The following is a 17,743-nucleotide window of genomic DNA, read 5'->3' on the forward strand; positions in this document are numbered from 1 at the left end:
TTGTCTGTGAACGGAGCGAACCCGCTTCGTGACGCACAGGACCGGCGGCTCCCGCGCATCGCGGGGCCGTCCGGCCTGGTCATTTTCGGCGTTACGGGTGACCTGTCGCGCAAGAAGCTGATGCCCGCCGTCTACGACCTCGCCAACCGCGGCCTGCTCCCGCCGGGCTTCTCGCTCATCGGGTTCGCCCGGCGCGAGTGGCAGGACGAGGACTTCGCCCAGGAGGTGCACGACGCGGTCAAGGAGCACTCGCGCACCCCCTTCCGTGAGGAGGTGTGGCAGCAGCTCGTCCAGGGCTGCCGCTTCGTCCAGGGCGACTTCGACGACGACGCGGCCTTCGAGACGCTCAAGGCCACGATCGAGGAACTCGACAAGGCCCAGGGCACCGGCGGAAACTTCGCCTTCTACCTCTCGGTCCCGCCGAAGTTCTTCCCCAAGGTGGTCCAGCAGCTCAAGGACCACGGTCTGGCGCAGAAGGAAGGCTCGTGGCGGCGCGCCGTCATCGAGAAGCCCTTCGGCCACGACCTGAAGAGCGCGGAAGAGCTCAACAAGGTCGTCCACGAGGTCTTCCCCCGTGACGAGGTCTTCCGGATCGACCACTACCTCGGCAAGGAGACCGTCCAGAACATCCTGGCGCTCCGCTTCGCCAACACCATGTTCGAGCCGATCTGGAACCGGTCGTACGTCGACCACGTGCAGATCACCATGGCGGAGGACATCGGCATCGGCGGCCGGGCCGGATACTACGACGGCATCGGCGCGGCCCGTGACGTCATCCAGAACCACCTGCTCCAGCTGCTGGCGCTCACCGCGATGGAGGAGCCCGGCTCCTTCCACCCGAAGGCGCTGGTGGCGGAGAAGCTCAAGGTGCTGACCGCCGTGGAGCTGCCCGAGGACCTGGGCAAGCACACCGTGCGCGGCCAGTACTCGGCGGCCTGGCAGGGCGGCGAGAAGGTCGTCGGATACCTCGAAGAGGACGGCATCGACCCCAAGTCGAAGACCGACACCTACGCGGCCATCCGTCTGGAGATCAACAACCGTCGCTGGGCGGGCGTCCCGTTCTACCTGCGGACCGGCAAGCGCCTGGGCCGTCGGGTGACCGAGATCGCGGTGGTCTTCAAGCGGGCCCCGTACCTCCCGTTCGAGTCGGGCGCGACCGAGGAGCTGGGGCAGAACGCCCTGGTCATCCGGGTCCAGCCGGACGAGGGCGTGACGGTCCGCTTCGGCTCCAAGGTGCCCGGCACCTCCATGGAGGTCCGGGACGTCACGATGGACTTCGCCTACGGCGAGTCCTTCACGGAGTCCAGCCCCGAGGCGTACGAGCGGCTGATCCTCGACGTCCTGCTGGGTGACGCGAACCTCTTCCCGCGTCACCAGGAGGTCGAGCTCTCCTGGAACATCCTCGACCCGATCGAGCAGTACTGGGACAAGCACGGCAAGCCCGCGCAGTACCCGGCGGGCACCTGGGGACCGGTCGAGGCGGACGAGATGCTCGCACGAGACGGACGGAGCTGGCGCCGGCCATGAAGATCGACCTTACGGAGACCACCTCCAGCAAGATCAACGCCGCGTTGGTGCAGGCACGCCGGGACATCGGCACGCCGGCCATCGGCATGGTCCTCACGCTGGTGATCGTGACCGACGAGGAGAACGCGTACGACGCGCTCAAGTCGGCGAACGACGCATCCCACGAGCACCCCTCGCGGATCATCGTCGTGGTCAAGCGGATCAGCCGCTCGCCGCGCAGTCGCCGCGACGCCCGTCTCGACGCGGAAGTCCGTGTCGGGGCGGACGCCGGCTCCGGCGAGACGGTCGTGCTCCGCATGCACGGAGAACTGGTCAACCACGCCCAGTCGGTGGTTCTCCCGCTCCTGCTGCCCGACGCCCCCGTGGTGGTCTGGTGGCCGGAGGGCGCTCCCGCGAGCCTGGCGGGCGACCCGCTGGGCTCGCTGGGACAGCGCCGGATCACGGACACGTACGCCTCGGAGAGCCCGATCGCCGCACTCGGCAGCCGGGCCGAGGCGTACGCGCCGGGTGACACGGACCTGTCCTGGACCCGGATCACCCCGTGGCGTTCGATGCTGGCCGCGGCGCTCGACCAGCAGAGTCGCGTCTCCGTCGTCTCGGCCACCGTCGAGGGCGAGGACGACAACCCGAGCTGCGAGCTGCTGGCCATGTGGCTGGCGGACCGTCTGGGCGTACCGGTCAAGCGCACCCACTCCACCGGCCCCGGCCTCACGGCCGTCCGGCTGGAGACCACGGACGGCGTGATCGTCCTGGACCGGGCGGACGGGGCCCTGGCGACGCTGTGCATGCCGGGTCAGCCCGACCGCGCGGTGGCGCTCAAGCGTCGTGACACGGCCGAGCTGCTGGCGGAGGAACTGCGCCGGCTGGACCCGGACAACACGTACGAGGCCTCGCTGAAGTTCGGCGTGGACCGGCTGGACGCGAAGAAGGCCGCCCCGGCCGGCACGTCCGAGGCTTCCGCCGGCGAGGCGGACGACCCCGCGGCCAAGGCCGAGGCGCCCGCGAAGCCGGCGGCCAAGGCCCCGGCCAAGAAGGCCCCGGCCAAGAAGTGACGCACCACGGCCGCCGGTCGGACGCCCGCGAGGGGGTCCGACCGGCGGCCGAGCCATTTCCCCGCAGCAACGAGCAAGAAGGCGGCACGCACATGGGTATGACGACTCCCCAGGTCGTCGTCCACCGGGACAAGGAGCTGATGGCCCAGGCCGCGGCGGCCCGGCTCATCACGAAGATCGTGGACGCGCAGGCGGCCCGCGGCAGCGCCTCGGTGGTGCTGACCGGCGGCCGCAACGGCAACGGTCTGCTCGCGGCGCTCGCGGCCGCTCCGGCCCGGGACGCGATCGACTGGTCGCGGCTGGACCTGTGGTGGGGCGACGAGCGGTACGTCCCCGCCGACGACCCCGAACGCAATCACGTCCAGGCCCGCGAGGCGCTCCTGGACGCCGTGCCGGTCGATCCGGCTCGCGTCCACGTCATGCCGGCCTCGGACGGCCCGTACGGGGCGGACGTCGACGCCGCCGCGGCGGCGTACGCGGCGGAACTCGCGCGGGCGGCGGGTCCGGAGGACCACGGCCCGGTCCCCCGCTTCGACGTGCTGATGCTGGGCGTCGGCCCGGACACGCACGTGGCGTCGCTGTTCCCGGAGCACCCGGCGTCCCGCGAGACCGAGCGCACCGTGGTCGGTGTGCACGGCGCCCCGAAGCCGCCGCCGACCCGGGTCTCGCTGACCCTTCCGGCGATCCGGGCGGCCCGCGAGGTCTGGCTGCTGGCGGCGGGCGAGGACAAGGCGGGCGCGGTGGCGCTCGCGCTCGGCGGCGCGGGCGACGTCCAGGCCCCGGCGGCGGCGGCCTACGGTCGCAGCCGCACCCTGTGGCTCCTGGACCGCGCGGCGGCGGCCAAGCTGCCGTCGGACATGTACCCGCCGGCGTCGGCCTGACCTTCCGCGTCCGAACGGCGGGGGTGCGGGGGCCCGGCCCCCGCACCCCCGCCCCGGGTCAGGACCGGCCGCGCAGCGAGCGGTAGGTCGCGACGAGGGCCCGCGTCGAGGGGTCGAAGCCCTCCACGTCCGCGCCTTCGGTCAGCGCCGGTTCCACCCGCTTGGCGAGCACCTTGCCGAGCTCGACTCCCCACTGGTCGAAGGAGTCGATGTTCCACACCGCGCCCTGGACGAACACCTTGTGCTCGTACAGGGCGATCAGCTGCCCCAGCACCCCGGGCGTCAGCTCGGTCGCGAGGATCGTCGTCGTGGGGTGGTTGCCCGCGAACGTCTTGTGGGCGACCAGCGCCTCGTCGACGCCCTCCGCCCGCACCTCCTCGGCGGTCTTGCCGAAGGCCAGCGCCTGCGTCTGTGCGAAGAAGTTCGCCATCAGCAGGTCGTGTTGGGCCTTCAGCGGCCCGGAGAGTTCCGCCACCGGCCGGGCGAACCCGATGAAGTCAGCCGGGATCAGCTTCGTTCCCTGGTGGATCAACTGGTAGTACGCGTGCTGCCCGTTCGTGCCGGGCGTGCCCCACACCACCGGTCCGGTCTGCCAGTCCACCGGGTTGCCGTCCCGGTCCACCGACTTGCCGTTGGACTCCATGTCCAACTGCTGGAGGTAGGCCGTGAACCGCGACAGGTAATGGCTGTACGGCAGCACCGCGTGCGACTGGGCGTCGAAGAACCCGCCGTACCAGACCCCCAACAGGCCCATCAGCAGCGGCGCGTTCTCCTCCGGCGGGGCGGTCCGGAAGTGCCGGTCCATGGCCGCGAAGCCGTCCAGCATCTCCCGGAAGGCGTCCGGGCCGATCGCGATCATCAGCGAGAGGCCGATCGCGGAGTCGAAGGAGTAGCGCCCGCCGACCCAGTCCCAGAACTCGAACATGTTGGCCGGGTCGATGCCGAACCCGGTGACCTTCTCGGCGTTGGTGGACAGCGCCACGAAGTGCCGTGCCACGGCGCTCTGGTCACCGCCCAGACCGTCGAGGAGCCATTCCCGCGCCGAGGTGGCGTTGGTGATGGTCTCGATCGTGGTGAAGGTCTTCGACGCGATGATGAACAGCGTCTCCGCCGGGTCGAAGTCCCGTACGGCCTCGTGCAGGTCGGCTCCGTCCACGTTGGAGACGAACCGCAGCGTCAGGCCGCGATCGGCGAAGGCGCGCAGCGCCTCGTACGCCATCGCCGGGCCCAGGTCGGAGCCGCCGATGCCGATGTTGACGACGTTCTTGATGCGCTTGCCCGTGAAGCCGGTCCACTTACCCGACCTGACCTGCTCGGAGAAGGCGGCCATCTTGTCGAGGACGGCGTGCACGCCGGGGACGACGTTCTCGCCGTCCACCTCGATCACCGCGTCCCTCGGGGCGCGCAGGGCGGTGTGCAGGACCGCCCGGTCCTCGGTCGTGTTGATCTTCTCGCCGCGGAACATCGCGTCGCGCAGCTCGGCCACGCCGGTCGCCGACGCCAGTTCGCGGAGCAACGCGAGCGTCTCGTCCGTCACGAGGTGCTTCGAGTAGTCGATGTGCAGGTCGCCGACCCGCAGGGTGTAGCCGGTGCCCCGGCTCGGATCCGCCTCGAACAGCTCCCGCAGATGCGTCTGCCCCAGCTCTTCCCGGTGCTTGCCGAGTGCGAGCCACTCGGGTGTCCGGTTCAGCCTCGTACGGGTGTCTGCGTTCATCTCGGACATCAACCCACTTCTTCCGTCCTGTTGTGCCCCGCCACGCCCCAACCTAAGGGATGTGAAGGGGGCCAACGCGCACAAAGGGGCCCGGCCCGCGGGTTCGTGTCTGCCGCGGGGCCGGGCCCCAAGTCACTCTTGAGTGCGAACCGGCCGGAGGCCGAGGTTCGGACGGTTCAGATCTCGCCGCGGAGCTTGGCGAGGGCTTCGGCGAGGATCGCCTCGCCGTCGGCATCGGTACGCCGCTCCCGCACGTACGCCAGGTGCGTCTTGTACGGTTCGGTGCGCGGCGGAGCCGGCGGGTTGTCCCGGTCCTGGCCGGCCGGGAACCCGCAGCGCGGGCAGTCCCAGGTGTCCGGCACCTGCGCGTCGCTGGCGAAGCTGGGCTGTGTCTCGTGCCCGTTCGAGCACCAGAAGGAGATGCGCAGGCGGGGCGCGGACTCACCGCGCTCGGCCTCGCCCATCGGCCCCGCTCCGACCCGACTGCCACGGATCGCGTTGCCACTTGCCACGGTCGTAACTCCCTGCGTGATGGTGCCGCGGAGTGCGAGGGGAGGTCCGCTGCCGCGGGCGCCCGAGCCTACGGAGGACCGGGCGACCGTCCAGGAACTGGAAGGACCGCCCCCGCAAAGGCCCATGATAGGCCGGGGAGAGCCCGCCGGACCGCCGGAATGGCCGGAACGGTCAGCCGGTCGACTTCATCATCAGGCCGAGCGCCACGATGCAGGCGAACCAGAGCAGACCGATCACGACGGTGATCCGGTCCAGGTTGCGCTCGGCGACCGAGGAACCGCCGACCGACGACTGCATGCCGCCGCCGAACATGTCGGAAAGGCCGCCGCCCTTGCCCTTGTGCATCAGCACGAGCAGCATCAGCAGGGCGCTGAAGACGATCAGGGCGATCGAGAACCCCATAATCACGGCTGATTCCTACTTTCTGGCTTTTCCGGGATGTGCGCGGGGGCCAGTGGCTGGTGGTTCAGCCTCCTGGCCCCCGCAAGGGTACGACGGATCCGCCCTACCGCATACTCGCTGCGATATTCACACAGGTCACTGGTCGCGGAACCGGACGATCTTGACGAACTCGTCCACGTCCAGTGCGGCGCCGCCGATGAGCGCGCCGTCGACGTCGGGCTGCGCCATGATCGCGGCGATGTTGCCGGACTTCACCGAGCCGCCGTACTGGATGCGGACCTTGTCGGCCAGCTCCTGGGAGTACAGCTCGGCGAGACGGCCGCGGATCGCCCCGCAGACCTCCTGCGCGTCCTCGGGGGTGGCGACCTCACCGGTGCCGATCGCCCAGACGGGCTCGTACGCGATGACGATGGACTCGACCTGCTCGGCCGGTACGTCCTTCAGTCCGCCGTCGACCTGGGCCAGCGTGTGCGGGACCTGCTCGCCGGCCTTGCGGACGTCGAGGCCCTCGCCGACGCAGAGGATCGGCGTGATCCCGTGCTTGAAGGCGGCCTTGACCTTGGCGTTGCAGATCTCGTCGTTCTCGCCGTGGTACTGGCGGCGCTCGCTGTGGCCGACGGCCACGAACGCGCACTTCAGCTTCGAGAGCATGGGGCCGGAGATCTCGCCGGTGTAGGCACCGGAGTCGTGCGCCGAGATGTCCTGGGCGCCGTACTTGATCTTCAGCTTGTCGCCGTCGACCAGGGTCTGGACCGAACGCAGGTCGACGAAGGGCGGCAGCACCGCGACCTCGACGGCGTCGTAGTCCTTGTCGGCCAGGGCGAACGCGAGCTTCTGGACGTGCGCGATGGCCTCGAGGTGGTTGAGGTTCATCTTCCAGTTGCCCGCCATCAGCGGGGTACGCGAAGTCACTTTGGTTCAGACCTCCAGTGCGGCGATGCCGGGGAGCGTCTTGCCCTCGAGGTATTCGAGGGAGGCGCCGCCACCGGTCGAGATGTGGCCGAAAGCGTTCTCGTCGAAGCCGAGCGTGCGCACGGCGGCGGCGGAGTCCCCGCCCCCGACCACGGTGAACGCGTCGCTGTCGACGAGGGCCTGCGCGATGGCGCGGGTGCCGCCGGCGTAGTCGGGGTGCTCGAAGACGCCCACGGGACCGTTCCAGAAGACGGTCTCCGCGTCGGCGATCTTCGACGCGTACAGCTCGCGGGTCTTGGGACCGATGTCCAGACCCTCCTTGTCGGCGGGGATCTTGTCCGCGTCGACGGTGATGAACTCCGCGGGGGTCTTGCCCTTGAGGTCGGGGAAGTCCGTGGAGGCGAGGATGTCGACGGGGAGGACCAGCTCCACGCCGTTGGCCTCGGCGCGCTCCATGTACTCCTTGACGACGTCCACCTGGTCCTTCTGGAGCAGGGAGATGCCGACCTCGTAGCCCTTGGCGTGGAGGAAGGTGTAGGCCATGCCGCCGCCGATGAGGAGGCGGTCGGCCTTGCCGAGCAGCTCGTCGATGACGGCGAGCTTGTCGGAGACCTTGGCGCCGCCGAGGATGACCACGTACGGACGCTTGACCTCGGCGGTCAGCTTCTTCAGGACGTCGATCTCGGCGGCGATGAGGTAGCCGACCGCGTGCGGCAGGCGCGCGGGGAGGTCGAAGACCGAGGCGTGCTTGCGGTGCACGGCGCCGAAGCCGTCGCCGACGTAGATGTCGGCGAGTTCGGCGAGCCGGTCCGCGAAGGCGCCGCGCTCGGCGTCGTCCTTCGAGGTCTCGCCGGCGTTGAAGCGCAGGTTCTCGATGAGGGCGACCTCGCCGTCGGCGAGCGCCGCGACGGTCTCCTTGGCGGAGGCGCCGACGGTGTCCGTGGCGAACGCGACGTTCTTGCCGAGCAGTTCGCCGAGGCGGACCGCGGCCGGGGCCAGCGAGAAGGCCGGGTCCGGGGCGCCCTTGGGGCGGCCCAGGTGCGAGGCCACGACCACGCGGGCGCCGGCTTCGGCGAGCTTCGCGATGGTCGGCTGGACGGCGCGGATGCGGCCGTCGTCGGTGATCTTGCCTTCGGCCAGCGGCACGTTGAGGTCGGCCCGGACGAAGACCCGCTTGCCGGAGACGCCCTCGGCGAGAAGTTCGTCGATCGTCTTCATGTGTCTTTCTGCTCCTTTTCCCCACGCAGGGCCTTGTGCCCGTGCGGGGCGAGAGGGACGAGGCAAGCCACAGGGCCCGCACAGCGCTTCATCGCGCTGCCCGAGCCCTGTGCCTACATCGTGGTGCCTTGCCCTGAAACCTTGATGACCCTTAGAGCCGCTCGCCGACGAACACGGTCAGGTCGACGAGGCGGTTGGAGTAGCCCCACTCGTTGTCGTACCAGCCGATGACCTTGACCTGCTTGCCCTGGACCATGGTCAGGGAGGAGTCGAAGGTGCAGGAGTACGGCCAGTTCACGATGTCGGAGGAGACGATCGCGTCCTCGGTGTAGTCCAGGATGCCCTTGAGCTGACCCTCGGCGGCCTTCTGGAACGCGGCGTTGACCTCGTCCTTGGTGACCTCGCGCTCCAGCTCGATGACCAGGTCGGTCACGGAACCCGTGGGGACCGGGACGCGCATCGCGATGCCGTCGAGCTTGCCCGCCAGCTCCGGGATGACCAGCGCGGTGGCCTTGGCGGCACCCGTGGTGGTCGGGATGATGTTCTCGGCGGCGGCGCGGGCGCGACGCAGGTCCGAGTGCGGGAAGTCCAGGATGCGCTGGTCGTTCGTGTACGCGTGGACCGTCGTCATCATGCCCTTGACGATGCCGAAGTTCTCCAGGAGGACCTTGGCCATCGGCGCCACGCAGTTGGTGGTGCAGGAGGCGTTGGAGATGACGTGGTGGTTGGCCGCGTCGTACTTGTCCTGGTTGACGCCCATCACGATCGTGATGTCCTCGTCCTTGGCCGGAGCCGAGATGAGGACCTTCTTCGCGCCGGCCGCGATGTGCTTGGCGGCGTCGGCCTTCTTCGTGAAGATGCCGGTCGACTCGATGACGATGTCGGCACCCAGCTCGCCCCAGGGGAGGTTCGCGGGGTCGCGCTCGGCGAAGGTCTTGAAGGTGTTGCCGCCCACCGTGATGGTGTCGGCGGTGTGGGAGACCTCGTGCTTGAGGCGGCCCAGGATGGTGTCGTACTTGAGCAGGTGCACCAGGGTGGCATTGTCAGTCAGGTCGTTGACACCGACGATCTCGATGTCCGCTCCCTGCTCCAGGAGCGCACGGAAGTAGTTGCGGCCAATTCGGCCAAAACCGTTGATGCCTACGCGGATCGTCACGAACCGATCTCCTCGTTGGTGCGCCGGCCTGTCCGCCGGCGAGCTGTATGGGATGTCCCCGACCGCTTACGACCCTACCTCTCCGTGAGCTTGGGAGTGACATCGGCCGGGGACTGACACACCCTTGTCCGCCAGGGAGGTCCTGCGCCGCAAGCGCCGGCGCGGGACCTCCGGGACCTTGGCCCCCGTCACTCAAAGTGAGCGGCGGGAGGGGTGCGGCTCAGTGGTTCAGTGAACGGAGCGCCTTACCGACGAGTACGGCTCGGTCCTTCGCGGTCGGCAGGTGTTCCAGGCCGAAACCGACCAGTACGGTGTCACGCGTAGTCACCGCCGCGTAGGACTTGAACAGCTCCCCGGACCGGGACCAATCGCCCGGAACGTCGGGACTTCCGGCAGGTGCGGGCCCGGCGCTCCAGGCGCCCAGCGAGGTCTCGAAGCCCTCGACGGCCTGGTCCGCTCCGGCCACGTTCAGCCGCGCCTCGTCCGCGAAGACGCCGCGGCCGCCCGATCCCGGGTCGGTGACGTACGACAGCGAGACCTCGACGGTCTTGCCGGCGTACGCGCTCAGGTCGAAGGAGACCTGCTTCCAGCCGCCGGAGGATCCGGTGAAGCTGTTCCACGCCCCGCTGGTGCCCTGCGGGGCGCAGCCGCCGCCGTCGAGCGTCAGGTAGTGGCGCAGGAACGGGTGGCCGTTCAGCAGGAACCCGCCCTCGCACTCGGTCGGGACCTCGGCGCTGGTCAGACCGCTCGCCTCGGGCAGGGTCGTCCAGTCTTCCCCGCCGGCCGTGCGGGCCTCCAGGGCGGCGTGGTCGTAGCCCTCCTCGGTGTTCCAGTTCAGGGCCATCCGCAGGGCCGGCTTGTCGGCGGCGGAGACCTTGGTGAGGTCCACGGTCCGGGTCAGCCGCTTCCAGTCGTCGTCCGTGTGCAGGGCCGAGGCCATGCCGGCGCCGGCGTGGGGGGCGTACGGGTTGACGACCCCGGCGTACTGGCCCGCCTGGGCGCTCTTGAACCGCGGGAACTGCGCGGCCGGCAGGGTGTCCGAGGTGACGGTGTAGGAGCCGGGCGCGTTCAGCGGGTTGCCCGCCGCGTCCCCGAGTCCGCCCGCGGCCCCGGCGAGGCCGCCGGCCCCGGTGAAGCCGGTGGGGGCGCTCACGCCGGCCCGGCCGTAGGCGCCGAGCCAGTACTGGCTGAAGTCGTTGGTGACGGCGGGGCCGACCTGGGCGTTGCCGCCGGCCAGTTCGCCGGCCTCGATCAGCTTGCCGCCCTCGTTGAGGAAGTCGCGGATCGCCAGCTGGGTGTCACCGCCGGGGCCCTTGGCTCCCGTGTAGTGGACGGCCGTGCGGAAGTGCGAGAGGACTCCGAGGGGGTGCGGGGCGCCCTGGACGGCGACGTCCCAGACGGCGGCGGAGCGCCCGTTGGCGCGCAGCGCGTCGACGTACGTCCGCGCGTGCTGTGCCGGGGCGCCCTCCTCGGCGATCACCAGGACGTCCGCCCGGGGCCGCTCGGCCACGGTGTACGTGAAGTGCTCGCTGGAGACCCGCTTGCCGGAGCGGTCGCGGCCGGTGAACCAGACCTCGACCTTGTCGCCGGGCCTGGCGCCGTCGACCTTCGCCCGGTACTCGTCGAACCAGTTGTTGTCCTCGCCGCCGTAGGTCTCGCCGCCCTTCCAGGCCTTGAGGTCCTCGTCGTGGGTGCGACCGCCGTTGATCCGGAAGTTGAGTTCCTTGTCCTTGAGCGCCTTGCGGGCGGTGACGGCGACCGTCTGGTCCTCGCCGCGGGCTCCGTAGGAGGTGGTGAACGGGTCCACGGTGAAGTCGGCGGCCTTCAGGCCGACGGAGGACGCCGGCTGGTCCGGGCGTGCGGCGCTCTCGCCGACGGCGAGCGCGAAGGGGACGTTCTTGGCGAACTCGGCCTGGATCAGCTTCTCGTCATCGGGGAAGTTGAATCCGGAGGCGCAGTCCTCGGGCTTCCATTGGTCGTTCGGGTCGCTCGCGGAGGCCGTCTGGCAGGTGGTCATCTCCGGCGTGAACATCATGACGCCGTTGGCGTTGGCGGCGTGTCCGTCGGCCTCGCCGTTCGTGGTGTACAGCTCGGAGGAGAGCTGCGGGTAGTAGCCGGGGACGGCCGGGTTCTCGGGGGTCCCGGCGAGCGCCTTGTACGCGACGTCGTCGGGCGTCGGGGTGGCCACCTGCCAGCCGACTCCGTAGAGGAGCAGTTCGGACGCGGAGTGGTAGTTGATGGCGTACTCGAAGCCGATGCGCTTCTCGAACCGGTCGAGCGCCGCGGTCTCGGGCTCGGAGCCGGCCTTGGGGCCGCGGTAGGTCTCGCTCGCCTGGTTCGGCGAGGAACCCTCGTTGTCGTAGCCCCACTTGTAGGCGAAGTTGCGGTTGAGGTCGACGCCGTCGCCGGCCGTGATCTTTCCGTCGCCGTTGTTGTCGCGCAGGTTCTTGCGCCACAGGCGGGCGGAGTCGGCGGTGAAGGTGTGGTCGTAGCCGTCCGGGTTGGCGGAGAGCAGGAACCACAGCTCGGTGGAGTCGACCAGCCTGGTGATCCGGGCGTCCTTGCCGTAGCCGTCGAGGGTCTGGTGCATCAGCCGCCGGGTCATCTCGGGGGTGATCCACTCGCGGGCGTGCTGGTTCGACATGTACAGGACGGCGGGCTTGTCGCCGTCCTTGGCCTTCTTGGCGTTCTTGGTGACCTTGAGGGCGAGGATGTCCTTGCCCTGGACGGTCTTGCCGATGGAGACGACCTTGGTGAGCGCCGGGTTCTCCCGCGCGGTGCGCAGGATCTCCTCCTGGAGGCCCCCCTTGCCGCTGTACGGGCGGAACACCCCGTCGCCGGCGGCCTTCGCGCGGGCCGTCGCGCCGGCGGCGGTCCTGCGTTCGACCGGCTTCACGCCGCGGGCCGCGAGTTCCTTCGCCTGGCCGGCGGTCAGGAACAGCTCGACCTTGGCGGTCCCGTGCTCGGGGGCCCGTTCGGTGAGCTCGTGGGCGTCCTGGCCGGCAGCGAGGACGAGCGGCACCTGTTCGCGGGTGATGTCCGCGTCGTAGACCCGCACCTCGTCGGAGGCGGCGGATCCGTCCTCCGCGGTGGGCTGCGCCTGGGCCGCGACGGGTAGTGCGGCCAGTGTGGTTCCGAAGACGAGTGCGCTTGCGGCGAGGATCGATCTCGCGCGGTGCCTCATGTGCCCCCCTGGGCGTCGTCTGCCACGAAAGCGTTCGGACGACAGGCTCACGACCGCCCATGCCCATGTCAATGGGGCGTGCCGAAAGGTGCCCGCACGATTCACTCGTGCGGGCACCTTGGGACCACGGTGGGTTCTCGCGTCGTCGCGAGGGTCAGCCGGCCATGTTGTCGGCCAGTTCCTCGCTGAGGTCGAGGTTCGACTCGGTGCCCGGGATGCCCAGGTCCTGGGCACGCTTGTCGGCCATCGCCAGCAGGCGACGGATCCGGCCGGCGACCGCGTCCTTGGTCAAGGGCGGGTCGGCGAGCGCGCCCAGCTCCTCCAGGGAGGCCTGCTTGTGCTCCATGCGCAGCCGGCCGGCGGCCGCGAGGTGCTCGGGGACCTCCTCGCCGAGGATCTCCAGCGCGCGCTGCACCCGGGCTCCGGCGGCCACCGCGGCGCGGGCGGAGCGGCGCAGGTTGGCGTCGTCGAAGTTGGCCAGGCGGTTGGCGGTGGCGCGGACCTCGCGCCGCATCCGCCGCTCCTCCCAGGCCAGTACCGAGTCGTGCGCACCCAGTCGGGTGAGCAGGGCACCGATCGCGTCGCCGTCGCGGACGACGACCCGGTCGACACCGCGGACCTCGCGCGCCTTGGCGGCGATGGAGAGCCTGCGGGCGGCGCCCACCAGGGCCAGGGCGGCCTCCGGACCGGGGCAGGTGACCTCCAGGGAGGACGACCGACCCGGCTCGGTGAGGGAGCCGTGGGCCAGGAAGGCACCGCGCCAGGCCGCCTCCGCGTCGCAGGTGGCCCCGGAGACCACCTGGGGCGGGAGGCCCCGGATGGGGCGCCCCCGGCCGTCCACGAGGCCCGTCTGGCGTGCCAGCTGGTCCCCGCCGGCGACGACGCGCACGACGAAGCGGCTGCCGCGGCGCAGTCCGCCGGGAGCCATCACGACGAGGTCCGAGGAATGGCCGAAGATCTCCAGGATGTCCTTGCGCAGTCTCCGGGCGGCGACCCCCGTGTCCAGCTCCGCCTCGATGACGATGCGGCCGCTCACCAGGTGCAGGCCACCGGCGAACCGGAGGATCGCCGAGACCTCGGCCTTCCTGCAGCAGGTCCGGGTGACGGGCAGGCGAGAGATCTCGTCCTTCACCGCAGGCGTCATCGCCATGGGCCGATCCTTCCATGCATCCGAAAAATACGGTCGTACGCGGCGGCCAGCAGCTCCGGGTCGTGCTTCGGAGAGCCGTCCTGCCTGGCAACCGGCGCCAGCTCGACCGCGGCACCGAACCGTTTCGCGGCATCGGAGAGGGACTCGCGGTCGGGCACGGCGGCCTCGTCGGCCAGCACCACGTCCAGGGCGAGTTTAGGGGCGTGTCGGGCCAAAACCTCCAAATGACGCTGCGGAGAGAAGCCCTCTGTTTCCCCGGGTTGCGGCGCGAGGTTCAGCGAGAGGACTCTTCGGGCCTTCGTCTCGATGAGCGCGTCGAGCAGTTCGGGCACCAGCAGGTGCGGGATCACGGAGGAGAACCACGACCCCGGTCCGAGCACCACCCAGTCGGCGTCGAGCACGGCCGCGACGGCCTCCGGCACGGCCGGCGGGTCGCCGGGCACGACCTGTACGGAGAGCACCTCGCCCGGGGTGAGGGCCACGGTGGCCTGCCCGCGGACGGTGTCCACGTCGTCCGGGCGGGTCGGATCGTGCCCCTTGACCAGCGCCTGGAGTTCCAGGGGCACCGCCGACATCGGCAGTACCCGACCCTGGGCGCCCAGCAGCTTGCCGACCAGGTCGAGTGCCTGGACGGGGTCGCCGAGCTGTTCCCACAGGGCGACGATCAGCAGGTTGCCGACGGCGTGCTCGTGCAGGTCGCCGCGGGACTGGAACCGGTGCTGGATGACCCGGGCCCAGGTCTGGCCCCATTCGTCGTCGCCGCACAGCGCGGCCAGCGCCTTGCGCAGGTCGCCGGGCGGCAGCACGCCGAGCTCCTCCCGGAGCCGGCCGCTGGAGCCGCCGTCGTCGGCGACGGTGACCACGGCGGTGAGGTCGCCGGTGATCCGTCGCAGGGCGGCGAGGGAGGCCGACAGGCCCTGGCCGCCGCCGAGCGCGACCACCTTCGGCGTGGCGCCGCGGCGACGGCCGGCGCCGTCCTCGCCCCGCCCGGGGGTGAGACGGCGCAGGCGGCGCAGTCTCAGACTCCGTCCGGTCACTCGCGCCCCATGTCCCGGTGCACTACGACGGTCTCGACTCCCTCGGAGGCGAGGCGGGCGGCGAGCTTCTCGGACATGGCCACGCTGCGGTGCTTGCCGCCGGTGCAGCCGACCGCGATGGTCACGTAGCGCTTGCCCTCGCGGCGGTAGCCGGTGGCGATGAGCTGGAGCAGCTCGGTGTACCGGTCGAGGAACTCCTTGGCGCCGGGCTGGCTGAAGACGTAGCCCGACACCTCCTCGTTGAGCCCGGTGAAGGGGCGCAGTTCCGGGACCCAGTGCGGGTTGGGGATGAACCGGCAGTCGACGACGAGGTCGGCGTCGACGGGGAGGCCGTACTTGTAGCCGAAGGACATGACGGTGGCCCGCAGCTCGGGCTCCTCGTCGCCGGCGAACTGGGCGTCCATCTTGGCGCGCAGTTCGTGCACGTTCAGGCTGGAGGTGTCGATGACCAGGTCGGCGTCGCCGCGCAGCTCGCGCAGCAGGTCGCGCTCGGCGGCGATGCCGTCGGTGATGCGGCCGTCGCCCTGGAGGGGGTGCGGGCGGCGGACCGACTCGAAGCGGCGGACCAGCGCGTCGTCGGAGGACTCCAGGAAGACGATGCGCCGGGTGACGCCCTTGCCTTCGAGGTCGGCCAGGGACTCGCGGAGCGCGTCGAAGAACTGCCGGCCGCGGACGTCGACGACGACGGCGATGCGCGCCACGTTGCCCTGCGAGCGGGCGCCGAGCTCCACCATGGTGGGGATCAGCGCCGGGGGGAGGTTGTCGACGACGAACCAGCCGAGGTCCTCCAGGCACTTCGCCGCGGTGCTGCGGCCGGCTCCGGACATCCCGGAGATGATCACCAGCTCGGGGATGGCCGCCTCGGCGGCCTCGCCGGGCTCCACTGTCGTGCCCGTACTCACCTGTGCTCCGTCTCGGTCGTGCGTGGTCTCGTGCTCGGTCATTGCTCGGTCCCCCGTTCGGACGATGCTCCCGCGGGCGCGGGGGTCTCGTCTTCCATGATCTCTCCTGTCGCCGTGTTGACGGCAGGACCGGCGGGAACCGCGTGGGCGAGGGCCGCGGCCACGGTCTCGGCCGTCTTGGGACCTATGCCCGGGACCTCGCAGATCTGGTCGATTGTCGCCTGTCTCAGCTTCTTCACCGAACCGAAGTGCTTGACGAGGGCTTGTTTGCGGCTCTCGCCGAGTCCGGGCACGTCGTCCAACGGGCTCGATTTCAGACGCTTGCCGCGCTTGCTGCGCTGGTACTGGATGGCGAACCGGTGGGCTTCGTCACGGACCCGCTGGAGCAGGTACAGGCCCTCGCTGGTGCGGGGCAGCACGACGGGGTCGTCCTCGCCGGGCAGCCACACCTCCTCCAGCCGCTTGGCCAGGCCGCACACGGCGACGTCGTCGACGCCCAGCTCCTCCAGGGCCCGCTTGGCGGCGGCGACCTGCGGTTGCCCGCCGTCGACCACCACGAGCTGCGGCGGGTAGGCGAACCGCTTCGGCCTGCCGTCGTCCTCGGCCGGGACCTCGCCGTCCTCGGCGTCCTCGGGGGACCACTCCCCCGTCTTCAGCTTCTCCTGGAGGTAGCGGCGGAAGCGCCGCGAGACCACCTCGTGCATGGAACGGACGTCGTCCTGTCCCTCGAACGATTTGATCTGGAAGCGCCGGTACTCGCTCTTGCGCGCGAGCCCGTCCTCGAAGACCACCATCGAGGCCACGACGTCGTCACCCTGGAGGTGCGAGATGTCGAAGCACTCGATGCGCAGCGGAGCGCCGTCCAGCTCCAGGGCCTCGGCGATCTCCTCCAGGGCCCGGGAGCGGGTGGTCAGGTCGCCGGCGCGCTTGGTCTTGTGCAGGGCGAGGGACTGCACGGCGTTGCGGTGGACGGTCTCCATGAGGGCCTTCTTGTCCCCGCGCTGCGGGATGCGCAGGCTCACCTGGGAGCCGCGCCGCTCGGCCAGCCACTCGGCCAGCGCCGCCGTGTCCTCGGGCAGCGCCGGGACCAGCACCTCCTTGGGGACGGCCTCGCCCTTCTCCTCCCCGTACAGCTGCTGGAGCGCGTGCTCGACGAGGCCGGCGGTGTCGACGGCCTCGACCTTGTCGGTGACCCAGCCGCGCTGGCCGCGGACCCGGCCACCGCGTACGTGGAAGATCTGCACGGCGGCTTCGAGCTCGTCCTCCGCGACGGCGACGAGGTCGGCGTCGGTGGCGTCGGCGAGCACGACGGCGTTCTTCTCCATGGCGCGGCGCAGGGCCCCCATGTCGTCGCGCAGCCGGGCGGCCTTCTCGTACTCCATGTCCTCGGCGGCCTCGTGCATCTGCTGTTCGAGGCGGGTGAGGTAGGTGCCGGTGCGGCCGGCCATGAAGTCGCAGAAGTCCTCGGCCAGTTCGCGGTGCTCGTCGGGGGTGACCCGGCCCACGCAGGGCGCGGAGCACTTGCCGATGTAGCCGAGCAGGCAGGGTCGGCCGATCTGCGCGGATCGCTTGAACACTCCGGCGGAGCAGGTGCGCACGGGGAAGACGCGCAGCATCAGGTCGACCGTCTCGCGGATGGCCCAGGCGTGCCCGTACGGGCCGAAGTAGCGCACGCCCTTCTTCTTGGGCCCGCGCATGACCTGGACCCGGGGGTACTCCTCGTTCATGGTGACGGCGAGGGAGGGGTAGCTCTTGTCGTCCCGGTACTTCACGTTGAACCGGGGGTCGTACTCCTTGATCCAGGAGTACTCCAGCTGGAGCGCCTCGACCTCGGTGGACACCACGGTCCACTCGACGGAGGCGGCGGTCGTGACCATCGTGGCGGTGCGCGGGTGCAGGTTCGCGACGTCCTGGAAGTAGCTGGCCAGGCGTTGCCGCAGGCTTTTGGCCTTCCCGACGTAGATCACCCGGCGGTGCTCGTCGCGGAACTTGTAGACCCCCGGGGAGTCGGGGATCTGCCCCGGCTTGGGGCGGTAGCTGGAAGGGTCGGCCATGCCAACCACCCTACTGGCGGCGGCCGACAACGGTCCCCCGG

General features: G+C 70.5%; 14 protein-coding genes. 3 read left to right on the plus strand and 11 right to left on the minus strand.

From position 1 onward, the window contains the following. From zwf to pgl, 3 genes are all read left to right on the plus strand, one after another. Positions 1-1,527, plus strand: a complete 1,527-nt coding sequence (gene zwf / locus OHA84_RS10460; RefSeq protein ID WP_371591348.1) for a glucose-6-phosphate dehydrogenase — start codon at positions 1-3, stop codon at positions 1,525-1,527. Continuing rightward, complete coding sequence (gene opcA / locus OHA84_RS10465) at positions 1,524-2,579, plus strand: glucose-6-phosphate dehydrogenase assembly protein OpcA (RefSeq protein ID WP_266950933.1); 1,056 nt, start codon at positions 1,524-1,526, stop codon at positions 2,577-2,579. Before zwf ends, opcA begins: the two co-directional genes overlap by 4 nt. A 98-nt stretch (positions 2,580-2,677) precedes the next feature. Continuing rightward, positions 2,678-3,460 (plus strand): 6-phosphogluconolactonase, encoded by a 783-nt coding sequence (gene pgl / locus OHA84_RS10470; protein ID WP_266950931.1) that lies wholly within the window; start codon positions 2,678-2,680, stop codon positions 3,458-3,460. 58 nt (positions 3,461-3,518) lie between these two features. On the opposite strand, the gene pgi is transcribed toward pgl, so the two are convergent. From pgi to uvrC, 11 genes are all read right to left on the minus strand, one after another. Continuing rightward, a complete protein-coding gene (gene pgi / locus OHA84_RS10475) occupies positions 3,519-5,174 on the minus strand; it encodes a glucose-6-phosphate isomerase (protein WP_266951937.1) in 1,656 nt (551 codons plus the stop codon). 176 nt (positions 5,175-5,350) lie between these two features. Then, the gene (locus OHA84_RS10480) at positions 5,351-5,686 is read right to left on the minus strand and encodes an RNA polymerase-binding protein RbpA (protein ID WP_007263454.1); all 336 of its coding nucleotides are present in this window, start codon (positions 5,684-5,686) and stop codon (positions 5,351-5,353) included. Between the two features lie 172 nt (positions 5,687-5,858). Further along, positions 5,859-6,089 (minus strand): preprotein translocase subunit SecG, encoded by a 231-nt coding sequence (secG, locus tag OHA84_RS10485; protein ID WP_053681608.1) that lies wholly within the window; start codon positions 6,087-6,089, stop codon positions 5,859-5,861. 135 nt (positions 6,090-6,224) lie between these two features. Then, positions 6,225-7,001 (minus strand): triose-phosphate isomerase, encoded by a 777-nt coding sequence (gene tpiA / locus OHA84_RS10490; protein ID WP_053681606.1) that lies wholly within the window; start codon positions 6,999-7,001, stop codon positions 6,225-6,227. A gap of 6 nt (positions 7,002-7,007) precedes the next feature. Next, positions 7,008-8,219, minus strand: coding sequence for a phosphoglycerate kinase (gene pgk / locus OHA84_RS10495; protein ID WP_266972033.1), 1,212 nt, complete (start codon positions 8,217-8,219; stop codon positions 7,008-7,010). A 151-nt stretch (positions 8,220-8,370) separates the two neighbouring features. Continuing rightward, positions 8,371-9,375 carry a type I glyceraldehyde-3-phosphate dehydrogenase gene (gap, locus tag OHA84_RS10500; RefSeq protein WP_053681602.1) on the minus strand — a complete coding sequence of 335 codons (1,005 nt, stop codon included), beginning with the start codon at positions 9,373-9,375 and terminating at the stop codon, positions 8,371-8,373. Positions 9,376-9,595: 220 nt separating this feature from the next. Next, complete coding sequence (locus OHA84_RS10505; RefSeq protein WP_266972031.1) at positions 9,596-12,559, minus strand: M14 family metallopeptidase; 2,964 nt, start codon at positions 12,557-12,559, stop codon at positions 9,596-9,598. A gap of 154 nt (positions 12,560-12,713) precedes the next feature. Next, positions 12,714-13,709, minus strand: a complete 996-nt coding sequence (whiA, locus tag OHA84_RS10510) for a DNA-binding protein WhiA (protein WP_053681599.1) — start codon at positions 13,707-13,709, stop codon at positions 12,714-12,716. Beyond that, the gene (yvcK, locus tag OHA84_RS10515) at positions 13,700-14,746 is read right to left on the minus strand and encodes a uridine diphosphate-N-acetylglucosamine-binding protein YvcK (protein WP_266950925.1); all 1,047 of its coding nucleotides are present in this window, start codon (positions 14,744-14,746) and stop codon (positions 13,700-13,702) included. Before yvcK ends, whiA begins: the two co-directional genes overlap by 10 nt. After that, positions 14,743-15,690: an RNase adapter RapZ gene (rapZ, locus tag OHA84_RS10520; protein WP_053681595.1), complete on the minus strand. Its 948-nt coding sequence runs from the start codon at positions 15,688-15,690 to the stop codon at positions 14,743-14,745. The genes yvcK and rapZ overlap by 4 nt, the downstream gene beginning before the upstream one ends. Next, on the minus strand, positions 15,687-17,702 hold the full coding sequence (uvrC, locus tag OHA84_RS10525; RefSeq protein ID WP_266950922.1) for an excinuclease ABC subunit UvrC: 2,016 nt from the start codon (positions 17,700-17,702) through the stop codon (positions 15,687-15,689). The genes rapZ and uvrC overlap by 4 nt, the downstream gene beginning before the upstream one ends. Between the last annotated feature and the right edge of the window lie 41 nt (positions 17,703-17,743).

The organism is Streptomyces sp. NBC_00513, assembly GCF_041431415.1.
Taxonomy (GTDB): Bacteria; Actinomycetota; Actinomycetes; order Streptomycetales; family Streptomycetaceae; genus Streptomyces.